A 16,960-nucleotide genomic window follows, 5' to 3' on the forward strand; every position below is an offset into this window, starting at 1 on the left:
TCAATCTTTATTCCGCGGGTTGAGGATATCGCGCAGGGCGTCACCCACTAAGTTGATGGCGACGATCAGTACCAGCAGCGTGACGCCGGGGAAGAAGCTTATCCAGTAATCGCCGGACATCAGGTAATCAAAACCGTTGGCAATCAGCAGGCCGAGCGAAGGCTCGGTCACCGGCAAACCGATGCCAAGAAACGACAGCGTGGCTTCGAGCATAATGGCGTAAGCAATACGCATGGTCGCCACCACAATCAGCGGCGGCAGGCAGTTGGGCAGAATATGGCGGAAAAGAATGCGCGGACTGGAAAGCGCCATGCTGCGCGCAGCGTCCACGTAACTGCGGCGACGTTCCAGCAGCGCCGAGCCGCGAATGGTGCGTGCGTAATACGCCCATTGCGTGACCACCAGCGCCAGAATGATTTTATCGACACCCTGCCCGAGTACCGCCAGCAAAATCAGCGCAATCAGGATCGGCGGGAAGCTGAGCTGGATATCGACAATACGCATGATCAGCGCGTCCGTTTTGCCGCCAACGTAAGCGCTGATCAGCCCCAGTGCTGCGCCAATGGTCAGCGCAATCATCGCGCTGGAGACACCCACCAGCAGACTGGTTCGCGTGCCGTACAAAATCGCGCTCAGCAAATCGCGCCCCTGATCGTCAGTGCCCAGCCAGTAAATCATGCCACTCATACTGGTGGTGCCCGGTTTCAGGCGGCCATCCATGATGTCGAGCTGCGATAAATCGTACGGATTTTGAGGCGAGATCCACGGCGCCAGCACCGCCAGCACAATGGCGATACCTAAAATGATCAGACCGCATAAGGAGAATTTGTTGCGCAGCAACGCACGCACGGTGTGGTAAAACGCGGAATGCGGTTTGCCCTGAACAGCGCTGCGCGAATGTACAGAATCAGACGCCATCAGTTTTCGCCCCCCAGCCGGACGCGCGGATCCACCAGCACATACAGCACATCCACCAGCAGATTAATCAGGCTGAACATCACCACGGTGATCATCAGATACGCCAGGATCACCGGCCGGTCGAGTACGGCGATAGAATCGATGATCAGCTTGCCCATCCCCGGCCAGGCGTAAATGGTTTCAGTGACTACTGCGAAAGCAATCAGCGAACCCAGCTCAAGGCCGATGACGGTAATCAGCGGGATCAGGGTGTTTTTCAATACGTGAACCAGCACGATGCGGCTTTCCGATAAACCTTTGGCGCGGGCGAAACGGATGAAGTCCTGTTGCAGGCATTCGAGCACACCGGCGCGGGTCAGACGGATAATCAGCGAGATTTTAAACAGCGCCAGATTCAGGGCGGGCAGGATCAGATGCGCGAGACCGTCGGCGGTAAACAGACTGACGGGGACGCCGAAAATGTCTACCGTGGCACCACGTCCGGAGGCCGGAAGCACGCCGAGTTTGACGCTGAACAGCATGATCATCATCAGGCCAATCCAGAACGTCGGCAGGCTGAAGCCTAAAATTGAGACGGTCATGATCGACTTCGATAACCAGCCGTCAGGGCTCAGACCGGCGTATACGCCGAGCGGAATGCCGGTCACCAGCGCCAGCACAAACGCCACCAGCGCCAGTTCAAGCGTGGCGGGCATACGCTGGAAAATCAGGTGCAGCGCGGGCTGATTGTAGATGAAGGAGTTACCCATATCGCCATGCAGGGCATTGACCACGAACAGGCCATACTGCTCCCACACCGGTTTATCGAGGCCAAAAGACTGGATCACACTCAGGCGTTCAGCAGGCGTCGCGGTCGTGCTGAGCAGCAGGTCAACCGGATTGCCGACCAGATACACGCCGCCGAAAACCAGCAACGACATCACCAGCAGCGTCAGCAACGTTTGCCCGAAACGCCCGAGCAGGTAACGGCTCATGCGTTTGCGTCGCCATCGCGGCTGCCGTATCGCGAGAAAACACGGCGCAGCAGACTGAAAAAGCCGTATTCATCCACTTTCTGCATGACCGTGGCGTTAGGCGGCGTCGACAGTTTGTTCCAGAAATCCGCGTAAGTGTATCCGGCGGTAGTACCGGAAACCGCTACGCCCACGCGCGCGGGCTGGCCTTCAAACAGGCCTGGCTGCAACATCCACGCAACGGTGGTGGCGTCATGCACCGGCCCGCCTTCGCGGCCAAACCGGTTGAGATCACTGCGGTCAAACGCATTAAGTAAAGCAGAAGTAGATTCGCCCGGCAGGCCGCCATCCTGTTTTAATGCTTCAATATCATCTGCGCTGATCAGCGCCTGAAAAGTCATATCTAGCGGCATGATGATCAATGGCACGCCGCTGTTAAACACTTTTTCGGCGGCATGCGGATCGGCATAGACGTTAAATTCAGCCCACGGCACGCGATGGCCGAGGGCGGTAAAGGCGCAGCTCATGGTGACGATCTGTTTAATGCCACGCGCGACGTCCGGGTGCATTCCCAGCGCCAGCGCAATATTGGTCATCGGACCGATGACGCACAAGGTGATCGGTGAGTTCTCTCCGGCGGCCTGTCGTAATGTCCGCACCAGAAAATCCACCGCGTGTTCGGCCTGCGGTTGCAGTTCCGTGTCTGGCACCAGTTCATTTTTGAACGCGCCAATGTGTGCGTATTTGCCATAAACCTGTTCACGCACCAGCGGACCGGGTGCGCCGGCATAAACGGGCGTAGCGGTTCTGCCAGACAACGCGACAATTTTGCAGGCATTGCGCACGGTGTCTTGCAGCGCCACGTTGCCAGCGACAACGGTCACACCAAGCACATCCAGTTCCGGCGAGGCCAGCGCCAGCCACAACGCGATGGCGTCATCCACGCCAGGATCGGTATCGATAATGATGCGCTGGCTCATAATTTTATTTCCCGGCATAACGTGAAAGCAGTTCGTAAAACAGCGCGAAGACTTTGTCGGCCTCTGCGTGCGTGACGATATCAACGTTGGGTGTCAGTCCCGACTTGCCATACCAGTCAGCGACGGTTTGCCCCATACACAACTCGCTGTCGTGTTCGACAAACACCCGCGCTTTTTCGGTGCCGAACAGTTCCGGCGCCAGTAGGTAAGCAATCACCAGCGGGTCGTGTAACGGCCCGCCGCGTGAACCGTAACGGCGCACGTCGTTGCGATCCCAGAACGCCATTAATTCACCCAACTGAACGGAGATCCGCCCGGAGACTTTGATAAATTTCGCCACATGTTCCGGCGTCAGAATCACCTGATGCGTGGCATCGAGCGGTAAAACCGTGATGTTCAGATCCGAGGAAAACACAATATGCGCGGCATGGGGATCGGCGAGCATATTGAATTCAGAGGTCATGGTGCGGTTACCGGCTTCGCGATACGCACCGCCCATCAGCACCACGCGACCAATACCCTCAGTGATCCCAGGTTTCATGCGCAGCGCCGTTGCCAGATTGGTCAGTGGCCCGAGCACGCACAGCGTCAGTGGCTGATTATGTTCAATCGCCTGCTCACAGCGGCTGATCAGAAAGTTAACGGCATGAACGGCGTCAGCCTGTTTCTGTGGCGCGGGAAAGGTGGTATTACCCAGACCGTTTTCGCCGTGAAACTGGCCGTGGATCGGCGCGCGCAGCAGCGGCTGATGACAACCGGCAAACACCGGAATATCCGGCCGGTAACCCAGCTCGGTAATTTGCAGCGCATTACGTGTGGTATTCGCCAGCGGCTGATTGCCGCACACGGTGCAAATGCCGAGAATGTTCAGTTGCGGCGCGACGAACGCGCTGAGCAGTGCAATGGCGTCGTCAATGCCCGGATCGCAGTCAATGATCACCGGCAGGGTTTTCACAGCGCCCCCACGGAACGCAAAACATCAGCGATTTCCTGACGCGCGGCCTGGTTTAATGGCACCTGTGGCGGCAACGGATCACCGACCTCAAAACCCTGCAATTGCAGCGCGGCTTTAATACAACCGGCGATAGAATATTTGGCGAAGATTTCATTGATGCGCCACAGCGGACGCTGTAACTCCATCGCCTTTTTCCAGTCGCCCTGCTTCGCGGCCTCATACAGCGCCAGACTTTGCTTCGGCACAATACAGGCCGGACCGGCCATCCAGCCCACGCCGCCAATCAGCATCACGCAGGCAGGAATATGTGCCGATGCGGCAAATACCTGCATCCGCCCCTGCGTGCGTTCGATAATCGACAGCAACCGGCCGGTATTGGTCGAAGCATCTTTAATATAGTTGATATTTTCCACGTGACTGAGCCGCTCGATGACAGGCAGGCTGAGATCAGAACGCTGGAACTGCGGATTGGTATACAGCACAACCGGCAGCTTTCCGGCTGCGGTCGCGATGGCACGAAAATAATCCTCGACGCCCTGTTCGGGCACCGGGAAATAGGCCTCGAGGATCGCCAGAATACCGTCGACACCCAGCGCGACGTAGCGAGCGGTTTGCGCTACGGCGTCCTGAATGGTGGTGGCTGCGACACCGGCAATAACCGGAACGCGCCCTCGAGCGGCTTCAACGACAATTTTCACTATCTCCGTGCGTTGTTCTGCATTGAGATAAGCGAATTCACCTGTACTGCCGAGCGGCGTCAGACCATGCACCCCGCTGTTTATCAGGTGTTCGACCAGCGCTGTTAACACTGGTTTGTCTATCTGGCCGCCATCAGTGACCGGCGAAACCAGATAGGGATACACACCGCTAAAAGAAGTCATAGCTTCTCTCTCTTTTAGTAAACTACTACCTTAGTACAGCCCTGGTGTTGGTGCTGTATTCCCGCCTGGGTTTGGTATGCACTTTGCGTTTACTTACTGTTTCTTATGGACAAAGTACGGCAACGTATAGCCATCTGAGCGACCAACGTAGGTATAAGGTGTTTTCATCGCCCAGGTGTATGAAAGGAACAACAGCGGAATGGTGCCTTCGTCTTTCATCGCAATCTCTGTGGCGTGTTGCAGTAACTTTTCACGCTGCCCGTCGTCGAGAGTTTCCCGTGCCTGCAGCAGTGTTTTATCAAATTCAGGGTTCGAGTAACGCCCGCGATTGCCTTGTCCGCCGTTCGGCCCGAAGGTTTCGAGCAATGGCCCCAGCACACCGGAGGCTTCACCGGTTTCAATCGCCGCACCGCCCATAATCAGGCTGAAATCGCGTTTGGATGCACGGGAGAAATACACGCTGCCCGGCATGGTCACGACGTCAGTTTTAATGCCAACGCGGCTGAACATCTGGCCGAGCGCCTGCGCAATTTTAGAATCGTTCGGATAACGGTCATTCGACGCATGGAACGTCAGCGTAAAACCATCCGGATAACCGGCCTGCGCCAGCAATTGTTTCGCTTTCACCGGATCGTAAACCGGTGCGGCAATCGACGGCGTATAGCCGAAGTAACCTTTCGGCACCAGTTGCGACGCCGGAACGCCCTGCCCGTCCATAATGCGATCCACAATCGCCTGACGGTTTATCGCCAGCGACATCGCCTCACGCACTTCGCGTTTTTTCAGCGGATTGCTGCCATCCGGCCCTTTGGCGAATGGCGACACATCGCGATCCTGATCCGGGTGTAAATACAAAATACGGTTACCGGCGACAGATTCCAGATGCAGGCTGGCTTGTTTGCCCAGATCCCGCCCGTCTGCCGTCGGCACGCTTTCAATCATATCAACGTCGCCTGAACGCATTGCCGCCACGCGGGCACTCGGGTTTTTGAACACGCGCAAGGTGACGTTATCCCACTGCGCTTTTCCGCCCCAGTACTGATCGTTGCGCGCCAGCACGACGTTATCGTCCGGTGTCCAGCTGACAAATTTGAACGGGCCGGTACCGATGACATCTTTCCCTTCATTAAGGGTTTGCGATCCGACCGTCTCAAGCCGGGCCGGTAAAATAGCAACACGGCTTAAGTTGTTAAGTAATAATGGTGTTGGCGCTTTGGTGACAATTCTCACCGTTAAAGGATTCACTTCGGTGACGTCAGCGATATCGTTGACGTACGGCGTATAGGCGCTCGGGCTGTTTTTTGAGGCCAGCGCCACGCGTTTCACGCTGGCAATCACATCTTTGGCAGTGAAATCGCTGCCATCGTGGAATTTCACACCGGGACGCAGGGCAAATTCCCAGGTGGTGTCGTTGATGACTTTCCATGACACTGCAAGCGCTGGCGTTATGTGTTGTTTTTCGTCCTGATTCACCAGGCCGTCGAATATGTTGCGTGCCATCGCACTGTTGGCACCGCCGACGTAAAACTGCGGATCCATAGACGTGGTTGATGCGGCAAGGCCGATATTAAGATCAGCAGCCTGTACGGTCTGTAAAGCAAAAAGCGTGGCCAGTGCTGAGGAAAGCACTCCTGCCAAAACGGACTTTCTCATTCATTTAACCCTTAATTATTTTAGATTTTCAGGCAATGTGTATCAGATCGTAAACTGGAGTCTAGGGGGTGGACTTCTGAATTGAAAATTGTATTTTGTGTTACATCCATAAACAAATGTTATGGATCTTGAGGATGCATATGAAAATTAATCCCAGACAGGTAGAAGCTTTTCACAAGGTGATCCTTACCGGTGGCATGACCGCCGCCGCCAATATGATGAACATTACGCAGCCTGCGGTCAGCCGCCTGATCCGCGATTTCGAATATGCGGTTGATCTGAAGCTGTTTGACCGCGACGGACGCGGGTTGATCCCGCGCGACGATGCCATCAAGTTGTATCGTGAAGTCGAGCGTTTGTATCTCGGACTTGAACATATTTCACGTATCGCCGATGAAATACGTCATTCAAAAGGCAGCGTTTTGCGCATTGGTACGGTTGCGGCGCTTTCCGCGCTGTGCGTCGAACACATTTTGCCGCCGCTGATTGAGAGTATTGACGATATCTCGCTGTTTCTGGATATCGAAAGCACGACGCACATCACCGATGTGGTGACCAGCAATCAGTACGACGTCGGGTTCATTTTCGGTAAGCCGGATGTGAAAGGGCTGGAAGCGGAAATGCTGGCGCGGGCCAATGCCGTTGCCGTGATGTCGCCACGTCACCCGCTGGCCAAACAGGATGTCGTCACCGCGATGGATCTGACGCGTTACCGCCCTATTATACCCGGGCGCAAAACGCCGCTGCGTGAACAGCTCGATCAGGTGATGAGCCGCCTCGACTTATATATGAATAACCCGATTGAAACGTCGCTGAACAATTGTTGTGTGATGGCGGGGAATAATCTGGGTATTGGTGTGGTGGATTTCATCACGGCGCGCAGCCACAAAAGCGATATCGTGCTTAAGCCGTTTACGCCAGATATCAGCATCGCCTATCTCGCCGTTTTCCCGCCGCAGATCCCGAAAAGCCGTCTGGTGGAACATATCACCAAAGAAATGAAGGCATTAATTGAAGGCTATTTGTAAAACTCCCCGTCAGGTTCGCCAAAATCGTACCAGTGAGTCCAACGTGTTCCCCTTCTCCCCTTTATGGTGAGAAGTCCGCAGACGGCTGGTGCGTTTAATTAGATGAAAAACGTATATCAAACACTTCAGTTATCAAAATAACGAATAATACACTTTATTTTATTCTTTAAAATCAATGAATAAAATTTACCTGCATAAATAATAATCTAATCTATAATAATTTACCTAATTTCAAACTCTTCGTTACACATTCACAACCTCGATGAGAAGTATTACTCTTTGCGCGAAATTGTTCTATTTGGTTCATTTAATAACGGGTGGTCATTAAGTGGTACCAGCTTTTCATCAACAGTTCTCTACAACCTATTTTCTACAAACCAATGCAGTGAGATAAATCATGCCAACAACAAATAACAAGTGGACGTGGCTCCTCTGGTTACTGAGTGCGCTGATGGTCGTCATCGGGCTGACACTCGGTATCGGTGGTGCGTACCTGGCCACATTAGGAGGAAGCGTTTACTTCCTGCTGATGGGTCTGGCGCTCATCGTTTCCGCCGTTTTGATTTTTAAAGGTAAGCCGTCAGGCGCATGGCTGTATGCCGTGGCCTTTGTGCTTTCTATTATCTGGGCTGTCTGGGACGCGGGCTTCACGTTCTGGCCGCTGTTCTCCCGCCTGTTCACTTTCGGCGTGCTGGCTTTCCTGGTGGCACTGGCCTATCCGTTGCTTCAGGCACGCGCGGGCCTGGTGGTGCGTAAAGGGCCAGGCTTCTCGCTGGCGGCTGTTCTGGCCGTTGCGCTGATTGCCGCATTCGGTAATACCTTCGTGCCGACGCCAATCATCAGCGCCGATAGCGATCAGGTGCCGGTGAAACCGGTAGATAAAGGTGCAGAGCAGAAGAACTGGGAAAACTGGGGTAACACTACCGCTGGCGACCGTTTTGCTGCACTGGATCAGATCAACAAAACCAACGTGGATAAACTTCAGGTTGCGTGGATTGCCCATACCGGTGATATCCCGCAGAGCAACGGCTCCGGCGCTGAAGACCAGAACACGCCGCTGCAAATCGGTGACAAGCTGTTTGTGTGTACCGCTTACAGCAAAGTGATCGCCCTGAATGTGGATGACGGTAAAAAGCTGTGGTCTTACGATTCCAACTCCACCGCACCTAACTGGCAGCGTTGCCGCGGGCTGGGCTATTACGAGAACAGCGCCGCGCCACAGGCTGCGGCGGCACAACCTGCCGCTGTGCCTGCTGCTGAACCGGCAAGCCCGACCGCTGCTTCAGAAGCTGCCGCGCCTGCCACGAACGCACCGCAAACGCCTGCGGCTACCGGCGGTACCGTCAGCGCTACCTGCGAACGTCGTCTGTTCCTGCCAACCATTGATGCCCGTCTGATCGCCATCAACGCCGACACCGGCAAGCCTTGCGCTGATTTCGGTGATAACGGCGTGGTTGACCTGAAAGTCGGTATGGGCGAAGTCAAACCTGGCTACTATCAGCAAACCTCTACCCCGCTGGTCGCGGGTAACGTAGTAGTTGTCGGTGGTCGCGTAGCGGATAACTTCTCTACCGGCGAACCTCCGGGCGTGGTGCGTGCATTCGACGTGCATACCGGCGCACTGGTATGGGCATGGGATCCGGGTAATCCGAACATCACCAAACTGCCACCGGAAGGTCAGACTTACACCCGTGGTACCCCGAATGTCTGGTCAGCCATGTCATACGATCCAAAACTGGGTCTGATTTACATGCCAACCGGTAACGCGACGCCGGACTTCTTCGGCGGCACGCGTACTGAGCTGGATGACAAATACAGTTCTTCAGTCGTTGCAGTCGACGTGGCAACCGGTAAAGTCCGCTGGACGTTCCAGACCACTCATCACGACCTGTGGGACTTCGACCTGCCGTCTCAGCCGCTGCTGTATGATCTGCCGGACGGCAAAGGTGGCAGCACGCCGGTTCTGGTGCAGACCTCCAAACAAGGCATGATCTTCATGCTGAACCGCGAAACCGGCCAGCCGGTCGCGAAAGTCGAAAACCGCGAAGTGCCGCAGGGTAACGTCCCTGGTGAACGCTACTCCAAAACACAGCCTTTCTCTGTCGGTATGCCAAACATCGGCAACCAGACGCTGAAAGAATCTGATATGTGGGGCGCAACGCCGATGGACCAGTTGCTGTGCCGCATCGAGTTTAAAGGTATGCGTCACCAGGGCGTTTACACGCCTCCGGGTCTGGATCGTTCCCTGCAATTCCCGGGTTCTCTGGGCGGCATGAACTGGGGCAGCGTCTCGGTTGACCCGAACAACGCCATCATGTTCGTGAATGATATGCGTCTGGGTCTGGCGAACTACATGGTGCCGCGTGCACAGGTTCCGACCGGCGCAAGCGGTATCGAGATGGGGATGGTGCCGATGGACGGCACACCTTATGGCGCAGTCCGCGAGCGCTTCCTGTCTCCGCTGGGCATTCCTTGCCAGAAACCACCGTTCGGTACCATGTCTGCGGTGAACCTGAAAACCGGCAAAATCGTCTGGCAGGTGCCGGTCGGTACGGTGAAAGACACCGGTCCGCTGGGCATCAAAATGCGCATGCCAATGGAAGTCGGTATGCCAACGCTGGGCGCGAGCCTGTCAACGCAATCCGGCCTGCTGTTCTTCGCCGGTACGCAGGATTTCTATCTGCGCGCGTTCGATACCGCAAACGGTAAAGAAATCTGGAAATCCCGTCTGCCGGTCGGCAGCCAGTCCGGCCCGATGACCTACGTTTCACCGAAAACCGGTAAACAGTACATCATCATCAGCGCCGGTGGCGCACGTCAGTCCGCAGAACGCGGCGACTACGTGATCGCCTACGCACTGCCTGATCAGAAGTAAGATTTAGCAGTCCATGACAAAGCCCGCTGGTGCAGACCGGCGGGCTTTTTTGTTGGGAAGATTTACAGGTTAAGTCTGTGCTTTCAGCCTGACCCGTTGCTGTCCCATCCCTGTAAAGATGGCGTCAGCCAGTTCAGCCGGAAACGATTCGGGCAATTGCCTCGCGACATTTTCAATAACGGCCGGTGTGAGTTCGATGATTTCATCAATCATAGTTTCTATTTGTCGTTTCCCCAATCCGCTCTGCTCACCCTGCTTAATCCAGTGTCTGCGCTGGATCTTGCAGATCAGGTAATAATTACTGCTGCCACGGACGGCCATAGCCAGCTTACATTTCTGCCATGCGATCTTATTATTTCCACGGCCAATCACCGGCCAGGCTGACAAAATATCGTACAGCGGTGTCATGTGATAACGATTTTGAGAGAGGTGCGATGCACCTGATTACCCGGCGTAAACGGCAGGGAAAGCGACAAAGGTCGCCCTTGTGGGTCCTCCGTCCATTCGGGCGAGTACTGTAAACGATCCTCGCCTTTTTGCTTTTCCCAGTACCCCACAGGAATACCGTTCATCCATATCGCTAAACGCTGCTGCGCACGACGCATATCATCACCATTGTTCCTTTCTGGCGGGCGTACTTAAATAATCCGGCTTAATTTCCTCCATAGAGGGTTTTTCAGGATCGGATTGTGAGGAAAACACCATCTCAATGCCCAACACATTAAATACCCGAAACAGCCGGTCAAGGCTGGCAGTAGCAGGGTTTGCCTCCAGTCGGGCATATGTCTGCTGGGTCACGCCCAGTTTTTCTGACACATCCTTTTGCGTCAGACCTTTTTCCTTACGGAACCCCACCAGTAACGGACGGAGCTGGTTAAGTGTTTTTAACGGATAGACTGTCTTCATTATGGCGGCTCTGATATCTCTCGTCTTATACAAATTATAAGCTGTATTGAGAACAATACACCCTAAAAGCTGTAAAAACAAAATACAGCCTGCAAGCTGTTAAAGATAAATACAGTTTATAAGCTGTAATTTGCCCACTACTGCCCCCTCATGCTCAAATACCGGTTTCACGCCCGGATGAAACCTCATGAAAAAAAGCGAATTTATCGCTCAGGATTTACTGAGCAAGATTTATCAGAACAGCGGATCGCTGCCGGAGAAGTTACCGCCGGAGCGCCAGTTAGCGGAGGAATACGGGGTTTCGCGCTTTACCGTGCGCAAGGCGCTGGAAAAACTGGTGAGCATCGGGGCGGTGCGCATTGTGCAGGGCTCGGGAATTTACATTAACCCCGGCGTGAGCAGTAATCCGCTGGTCTACAACTCGATCACCGAAAAGAAATTCGCCGAAATCAGCTTTAAAATGCTGGAGCTGCACAAGCGGCGGCCGGATAAAGAAGAGCAGCAGGTTTTCGATCTGAGTGTGGATGATTTTATCTGGGCATTCACCCGTTTGCGGCGTATCAGCCAGCGCAACGTACAGATTGAATACTCCCGTATGCCTGCACGTGAATTTGGTGATCTGAATCAGAAGACCATCGAACATTCCATTCAGCAATATGTTCTGAGCAAGGGCTATGCGATTTCACATTCCCTCACCCGCTATCAGGCGGTAACAGTCAATAAAGAACAGGCGCAAATTCTGGGATGCAAAAAAGGCATTGCCGCCATGCACATTACCAACAGAGGCATTTTGCAGGGCGGCAAAGTTTATGCGTTCAGCGACATTATCGACATCGATTATTCCTGCACCTATGTCATCCCGTTTAATCAGGACAATCTGGCTTTCCGCCAGAAGTAATACCCTGTTGTCAGGGCGTGTGGATCACGCCGTCCGGCAGGCGGCTTTGCGTCCATTCATGCGGACGGTACACCACCGGAAATTCAGCCGCAGCCTGGCTGTTAAAGCCCACGCCAATGCCCGCTTCTTCTCCCGGATAGAAATACCCGTTTTCTGGTACCTGCGCACCGGGGAAGACCTGCTGCGTGTTGGCCGGATACGCGACAAATTCCTGAATTGCCGCATTATGCAGATGAATATTCAGATGCGTATTCACGGCTGCACCAATCGGCGTCATATCAGGCGGACAATGCCACGCCAGTCGCACGCCAAAGCTCTGACAGAAATGCGCCAGTTTTAATGCCGGTGTGATGCCGCCGATTTGCGAAACATGGCAGCGGATGAAGTCGATCCGGCGATTGACGATCAGATCTTTCCATTCCGCCGGATTATTAAATAATTCACCGGTCGCCAGTGGCACCGCTGTCTGGCTGCGGATTTGCGCCAGCCATTCGTTCTGGTCCGGCGGCAGAATATCTTCGATAAAGTAAGGCCGGTACTGCTCGACGGCTTTGGCGAACTGCACCGCCTGCTGCGGGAACAGCCGTTCGTGAACGTCGTGCAGAATGTGGAACTGATTGCCGTATTTTTCACGCAGCGCTTTGAACATCGCCAGCGTGTTGTCGATGTACTGATCCTGATCGTAATACGCACCCGCCGTCGGTTGGCGGGTGCTGTGGAAATCACGCGCATTACCGCCGTAAAAACCTAGCTGGCAGCGGATGTGGCGGTAACCTTCAGCCAGTAAGCGATCCACTTCTCCGTACAATTCTTCCAGCGTTTCACCGGCCGCATGGCTGTACGCCGTGACGGCATCTTTCGATTTACCGCCAAACAGATGATACAGCGGCATATCTGCCAGCTTGCCTTTGATATCCCACAGCGCCATATCAATGCCCGCAATGGCGTTATTGATCACCGGTCCGTTACGCCAGTAAGCGTTCACCATCATCATCTGCCACAAATCTTCGATGTGATTGGCATCGCGGCCGATCAAAAGCGGTTTGAGATATTCATCCACCATCAGTTTGACCGCCAGCGGGCGCTGCTGGAATGTCGCGCAGCCCAGACCGAAAATACCACGGTCAGTTTCAATTCTGACCACCACTAAATTATGACGATCAGGGCGCGTTATCTGACATTCGATATGAGTAATCAGCACAGGCTGCATGATAAATCCTTAATAAAGACCGTAATTCCTTTTCACAAAAAGGCGGCGGGAATATTCGTATAGAGGTTATTTCAACGTATTTTCATCCTGCTTGTAAACCTAAAATTCAGGCTTTTATTTTGGTTTGAAAGCATGGCTGAATATCACCAAAAAACAGACCAATTTAACCATGATGCACTAAACCAGCACCGATCAGTGAAGTTCTGTGACGAGGATCCTGTTTTATTGGTTTGTTTTTAAAAATATCCCTCATTACACTCCTCTTCACTCAAATAAAGAATAATTCATTTTTTCGTCGCGGGGTTCAGGGTGAATACAGAAATAATGCTCTCGGTAATTAAACTGGTGGGCGGTGCGGGAAATATTAATAAAGTCTGGCACTGCATGACCCGCCTGCGTTTTGATTTACGCGACGAAAATAAAGTGGCCTGGGATGAGATTAAAAATCTGCCCGGCGTGCTCGGCGCGCAAAGCCAGAGTGATCAGGTGCAAATCATCATCGGACCAAAGGTGAAGGTCTGGTACGAGGCCATTGTGTCGCAACTGGATCCGGTGAGCGGCAACGCCGAAACACCAACAGGAAATGTTTCCACAAAAGGAAGAAAAAGCCTGATATCGATGTTCATGGATACTGTCTCCGGTGTGTTCGGCCCGATCGTTCCGGCCATTGCGGGCGCGGGGATGATCAAAGGTTTGCTGGCCGGACTGATTGCCCTGAAAGTCATATCGGCCAAAAGCGAAACCGTGATGATCATCGATTTGATCGCCAGCGGCGTATTTTACTTCCTGCCGTTTTTCCTCGCGGTTTCTGCGGCGAAGATCTTCAAAACCAATGAATATCTGGCCGCTGCCGTAGCCGCCTGCCTGATGTACCCGACGCTGATGGACGCGGCGAAAGCACTCGCCAGCCACACGGCCGGGGCACCGACCGCGCTGTACTTTATGGATGTGCTGCCGGTGTCTGTTTTCAACTATTCGGCCAGTGTGATTCCGGTGATTTTCTCGGTGCTGGCGCTGAGTTACATCCATCGCTGGGTCGATAAAATCATGCCGGACGTGCTGAAAACCGTCTTTACACCAACGCTGACCTTGTTTATCGCGGCGCTGGTATCACTGACGCTGATTGGTCCGGCGGGGATTTATCTCGGTAAGTTGCTGGCGTTTGGCATTCAGGGATTGTTCGATGTATCGGCGGTGTTTGCGGGCTTTATTGTCGGCGCGATCCGCCCGGTGGCGATCCTCACCGGTATGCATCACGCAATGACGCCGATTGCCTTGCAGAACTTTACCGATCAGGGCTGGGACATGCTGATGCCGATGATGTTTATGGCCAACATGGCGATTGCCGGATCGACCTTTGCGATTTATTTCCACGTTAAAACCCGCGAACAAAAATCCGTGGTGCTCTCTGCGGCGATTTCCGGCTTGCTGGGGATCACCGAACCGGCATTATTCGGCGTGCTGACGCGCTACAAAAAAGCCTTTATCGCCACCACCATCAGCAGTTCCGTGGCGTCGGCATTTATCGCGTTCTTCGGAGTGCGTTTGTACGGCTATATTCTGTCGAGCATTTTCAGCCTGCCCGCCTACATCGGTCCCTATTTTATTTACATTCTGATGGGCGTAGTGCTGTCACTGGGGCTGTCGTTTACGCTGACCTACCTGATGGTCGTCAAAAACAAAGGCACCGAACAATCGGTGCCTTTGGTGAATCAAACGCGCTGAGATTTATCAGGCCGCTGTCTTTGAATGCGTAAGCTCAGACAGCGGTGCATTCTGAATAAGATTGGTCAGACGCCCGATATTTTCGATTTCCACTTCAATCTTGTCATTCTCATGCAGGAACAACGGCGGTACGCGGGTTTTACCCACACCGCCCGGTGAACCGGTCATGATCACATCGCCCGGAGAAAGCTGGGTGAAGGTGCTGATGTAGGCAATCATCTGCGGAATGGTGTGCACCATATTGGCTGTGGTGTCGTCCTGCACCAGCCGGTCATTCAGCCAGGTTTTGATACTCAGATTTTGCGGGTCGCCGACTTCATCCGGCGTCACCATCCACGGGCCAAATGCGCCTGTCGATGGCCAGTTTTTACCTGCGGTATACCATTTATGCTGCCAGTCGCGTACTGAGCCATCCATGTAGCAGCTGTAACCGGCGACAAAATCGAGTGCGTTTTCTGCTGAAATATTGCGGCCCGTGCGGCCGATAATAATCGCCAGTTCGCCTTCATAATCAAACTGCTCAGAAGAAGCCGGTTTAATGATGGTGCCGTTGTGACCGACCTGCGAATCCGCGAAGCGGACAAACAATGTCGGCGCGTCGCTGGTTTCATTAAATTCTTTGCGTTTTTCCGCGTAGTTCATGCCCACGCCGAAAATTTTGCCCGGCCTGTCGATAACCGGCAGGAAACTGATGTCATTCAGTTGAAGATCCGCAGGGGACTCAACGTAGCGTTGCAGTTCTGCAAGTGAATGGCGCGCCATGAATTCGTTAATATCGCGGCATCCTGAGTGACTGCCGACGTCGACAATCCCCTCTTTTTGGTAGATACCGAAGCTTTTGGTGTGGTCTTTATTGATGGTGAAATTAACAATTTTCATAGATGCACTTAGATTCTTATTTTACTTAAAACAGGTAAATTCGCTGGCGTTCGTGTTGCGAAAACGGCGTGCCGGTCACAACGTTGGCGTGATTATTGACCCTGCCTCTCATGCCTTCTACTATATTTTATTATCAAATTGATGAATTTCAGGAATCAATGTTAAATAACAGAGACTTAGAGTATTTCGTGACGGCTGCGCAGATAATGAATTTGAGACTTGCGTCACAAAATTTAAATATAACTCAACCTGCGCTTTCGAAATCCATCACCCGTTTAGAGAAAGAACTGAACATCAAACTGTTCAAACGGGCAGGTCGCGGGCTGGAACTGACCGAGGGGGGACGGGTGCTTTATCAGCGTGGTTTAGCGCTGCAAAGTTCCTATCTTGAGCTTGGGGAAATCATGAATGAACTGAGCAGCGGCGCGGGCGGTATCGTTCGCGTGGGTGTCTCAGGTTCTGCGACACAATTCTTACTGCCTGAAATCTGCAAAATGCTGCAATCGCAGGTGCCGAATATGAAACTGGAAATCCAGATCGGCATGAACGACGTGCTTTTCACGTTGCTGGAACGTCATGCAATCGATGTGATCATCGGTCCGCTGGTCAACTACGACAGTCCGGTGGTGCAGTTGCCGGTAACCGCCGACCGGGTGATCGTCGCCGCGTCACGCGATCACCCGCTGGCCGGTAAACCCGCCAGTCTGCGTGAACTCAGCCGTTATGGCTGGATTTTACCGGCGAAAACCGTGTCGATGCGCCAGTGGCTGGATAAAATGTTCTATGAAAATCATTGCTCACCGCCAGACGTGAAAGTGGAAATCAGCTCACTGGCGTCGGTGCCGGGGCTGATTGCGAAAAGCGGATTGCTGAGCTTTTTGTCGGAGAATATTCTGGTCGAAGAAGAATTCCTTTCGCGGCTGATCCGTATCGATAACGACCAGTTAGTGATGGAACGCCGGGTCGGGATCACCTGGCTGGAAGGTGCGTTTCTTTCACCGGCCACACAGAAAGTGATCGACGTGACCAAAAGCGTTGGGCAAAAAATGCAGATGGAAGCCCGCCGGATCATGGAAGACTGAAATCCGGCAGGCTTGTT

At 53.5% G+C, this 16,960-nt stretch carries 15 protein-coding genes and 1 pseudogene; 5 read left to right on the top strand and 11 right to left on the bottom strand.

Annotated features, from left to right (window positions below; translation table 11 throughout):
- The 6 genes from AACU55_RS06865 to AACU55_RS06890 form a co-directional block, all read right to left on the bottom strand.
- The gene (locus AACU55_RS06865) at positions 1 to 918 is read right to left on the bottom strand and encodes an ABC transporter permease (RefSeq protein WP_134705283.1); all 918 of its coding nucleotides are present in this window, start codon (positions 916 to 918) and stop codon (positions 1 to 3) included.
- Positions 918 to 1,892: an ABC transporter permease gene (locus AACU55_RS06870; protein WP_134705284.1), complete on the bottom strand. Its 975-nt coding sequence runs from the start codon at positions 1,890 to 1,892 to the stop codon at positions 918 to 920. The genes AACU55_RS06865 and AACU55_RS06870 overlap by 1 nt, the downstream gene beginning before the upstream one ends.
- Complete coding sequence (locus AACU55_RS06875; RefSeq protein ID WP_037033188.1) at positions 1,889 to 2,851, bottom strand: nucleoside hydrolase; 963 nt, start codon at positions 2,849 to 2,851, stop codon at positions 1,889 to 1,891. The genes AACU55_RS06870 and AACU55_RS06875 overlap by 4 nt, the downstream gene beginning before the upstream one ends.
- A 4-nt stretch (positions 2,852 to 2,855) precedes the next feature.
- On the bottom strand, positions 2,856 to 3,806 hold the full coding sequence (locus tag AACU55_RS06880; RefSeq protein WP_037033190.1) for a nucleoside hydrolase: 951 nt from the start codon (positions 3,804 to 3,806) through the stop codon (positions 2,856 to 2,858).
- On the bottom strand, positions 3,803 to 4,687 hold the full coding sequence (locus AACU55_RS06885) for a dihydrodipicolinate synthase family protein (RefSeq protein WP_119262376.1): 885 nt from the start codon (positions 4,685 to 4,687) through the stop codon (positions 3,803 to 3,805). Before AACU55_RS06885 ends, AACU55_RS06880 begins: the two co-directional genes overlap by 4 nt.
- Positions 4,688 to 4,780: 93 nt before the next feature.
- Positions 4,781 to 6,340: an ABC transporter substrate-binding protein gene (locus AACU55_RS06890; RefSeq protein ID WP_013577977.1), complete on the bottom strand. Its 1,560-nt coding sequence runs from the start codon at positions 6,338 to 6,340 to the stop codon at positions 4,781 to 4,783.
- A gap of 140 nt (positions 6,341 to 6,480) precedes the next feature.
- Between AACU55_RS06890 and AACU55_RS06895 the strand changes: the two genes are divergently transcribed.
- Positions 6,481 to 7,368, top strand: a complete 888-nt coding sequence (locus AACU55_RS06895; protein ID WP_134705285.1) for a LysR family transcriptional regulator — start codon at positions 6,481 to 6,483, stop codon at positions 7,366 to 7,368.
- Between the two features lie 397 nt (positions 7,369 to 7,765).
- Entirely contained in the window at positions 7,766 to 10,243 is a 2,478-nt protein-coding gene (locus tag AACU55_RS06900) for a membrane-bound PQQ-dependent dehydrogenase, glucose/quinate/shikimate family (RefSeq protein ID WP_134705286.1), read from the top strand.
- Positions 10,244 to 10,312: 69 nt separating this feature from the next.
- Here AACU55_RS06900 and AACU55_RS06905 read toward each other — a convergent pair.
- The 3 genes and pseudogenes from AACU55_RS06905 to AACU55_RS06915 all read right to left on the bottom strand — a co-directional run.
- Positions 10,313 to 10,678: pseudogene (locus AACU55_RS06905) on the bottom strand (type II toxin-antitoxin system HipA family toxin); the annotation flags it as partial.
- A complete protein-coding gene (locus AACU55_RS06910) occupies positions 10,648 to 10,848 on the bottom strand; it encodes a HipA N-terminal domain-containing protein (protein ID WP_134705288.1) in 201 nt (66 codons plus the stop codon). The gene AACU55_RS06910 and the pseudogene AACU55_RS06905, both read right to left, overlap by 31 nt.
- A gap of 4 nt (positions 10,849 to 10,852) precedes the next feature.
- Positions 10,853 to 11,149: a helix-turn-helix domain-containing protein gene (locus AACU55_RS06915; RefSeq protein ID WP_119262373.1), complete on the bottom strand. Its 297-nt coding sequence runs from the start codon at positions 11,147 to 11,149 to the stop codon at positions 10,853 to 10,855.
- 187 nt (positions 11,150 to 11,336) lie between these two features.
- Between AACU55_RS06915 and AACU55_RS06920 the strand changes: the two genes are divergently transcribed.
- The gene (locus AACU55_RS06920) at positions 11,337 to 12,047 is read left to right on the top strand and encodes a GntR family transcriptional regulator (protein ID WP_134705289.1); all 711 of its coding nucleotides are present in this window, start codon (positions 11,337 to 11,339) and stop codon (positions 12,045 to 12,047) included.
- A 10-nt stretch (positions 12,048 to 12,057) separates the two neighbouring features.
- Here the strand turns inward: AACU55_RS06920 and AACU55_RS06925 are convergent, their stop codons facing one another.
- The gene (locus AACU55_RS06925; RefSeq protein ID WP_037032704.1) at positions 12,058 to 13,257 is read right to left on the bottom strand and encodes an enolase C-terminal domain-like protein; all 1,200 of its coding nucleotides are present in this window, start codon (positions 13,255 to 13,257) and stop codon (positions 12,058 to 12,060) included.
- A 324-nt stretch (positions 13,258 to 13,581) separates the two neighbouring features.
- Between AACU55_RS06925 and AACU55_RS06930 the strand changes: the two genes are divergently transcribed.
- Positions 13,582 to 14,982, top strand: coding sequence for a PTS transporter subunit EIIC (locus tag AACU55_RS06930; protein WP_134705456.1), 1,401 nt, complete (start codon positions 13,582 to 13,584; stop codon positions 14,980 to 14,982).
- Positions 14,983 to 14,988: 6 nt separating this feature from the next.
- Here the strand turns inward: AACU55_RS06930 and AACU55_RS06935 are convergent, their stop codons facing one another.
- Positions 14,989 to 15,861, bottom strand: a complete 873-nt coding sequence (locus AACU55_RS06935) for a fumarylacetoacetate hydrolase family protein (RefSeq protein WP_112151483.1) — start codon at positions 15,859 to 15,861, stop codon at positions 14,989 to 14,991.
- Positions 15,862 to 16,019: 158 nt separating this feature from the next.
- Here AACU55_RS06935 and AACU55_RS06940 point away from each other — a divergent pair, with 158 nt between their 5' ends.
- Entirely contained in the window at positions 16,020 to 16,943 is a 924-nt protein-coding gene (locus AACU55_RS06940; protein ID WP_134705290.1) for a LysR family transcriptional regulator, read from the top strand.
- Positions 16,944 to 16,960: the final 17 nt, after the last annotated feature.

The organism is Rahnella sp. CJA17(1/100), from assembly GCF_963881615.1.
In the GTDB taxonomy this organism is placed as follows: Bacteria; Pseudomonadota; Gammaproteobacteria; order Enterobacterales; family Enterobacteriaceae; genus Rahnella; species Rahnella aceris.

Excerpts from the sequence above, each read along its gene's own strand:
- AACU55_RS06940 (WP_134705290.1), top strand. The coding sequence starts at position 16,020 with ATGTTAAATAACAGAGACTTAGAGTATTTCGTGACGGCTGCGCAGATA.
- AACU55_RS06890 (WP_013577977.1), bottom strand. The coding sequence starts at position 6,340 with ATGAGAAAGTCCGTTTTGGCAGGAGTGCTTTCCTCAGCACTGGCCACG.
- AACU55_RS06920 (WP_134705289.1), top strand. The coding sequence starts at position 11,337 with ATGAAAAAAAGCGAATTTATCGCTCAGGATTTACTGAGCAAGATTTAT.
- AACU55_RS06875 (WP_037033188.1), bottom strand. The coding sequence starts at position 2,851 with ATGAGCCAGCGCATCATTATCGATACCGATCCTGGCGTGGATGACGCC.
- AACU55_RS06915 (WP_119262373.1), bottom strand. The coding sequence starts at position 11,149 with ATGAAGACAGTCTATCCGTTAAAAACACTTAACCAGCTCCGTCCGTTA.
- AACU55_RS06865 (WP_134705283.1), bottom strand. The coding sequence starts at position 918 with ATGGCGTCTGATTCTGTACATTCGCGCAGCGCTGTTCAGGGCAAACCG.
- AACU55_RS06895 (WP_134705285.1), top strand. The coding sequence starts at position 6,481 with ATGAAAATTAATCCCAGACAGGTAGAAGCTTTTCACAAGGTGATCCTT.
- AACU55_RS06930 (WP_134705456.1), top strand. The coding sequence starts at position 13,582 with ATGCTCTCGGTAATTAAACTGGTGGGCGGTGCGGGAAATATTAATAAA.
- AACU55_RS06900 (WP_134705286.1), top strand. The coding sequence starts at position 7,766 with ATGCCAACAACAAATAACAAGTGGACGTGGCTCCTCTGGTTACTGAGT.
- AACU55_RS06870 (WP_134705284.1), bottom strand. The coding sequence starts at position 1,892 with ATGAGCCGTTACCTGCTCGGGCGTTTCGGGCAAACGTTGCTGACGCTG.
- AACU55_RS06925 (WP_037032704.1), bottom strand. The coding sequence starts at position 13,257 with ATGCAGCCTGTGCTGATTACTCATATCGAATGTCAGATAACGCGCCCT.
- AACU55_RS06935 (WP_112151483.1), bottom strand. The coding sequence starts at position 15,861 with ATGAAAATTGTTAATTTCACCATCAATAAAGACCACACCAAAAGCTTC.
- AACU55_RS06910 (WP_134705288.1), bottom strand. The coding sequence starts at position 10,848 with ATGCGTCGTGCGCAGCAGCGTTTAGCGATATGGATGAACGGTATTCCT.
- AACU55_RS06885 (WP_119262376.1), bottom strand. The coding sequence starts at position 4,687 with ATGACTTCTTTTAGCGGTGTGTATCCCTATCTGGTTTCGCCGGTCACT.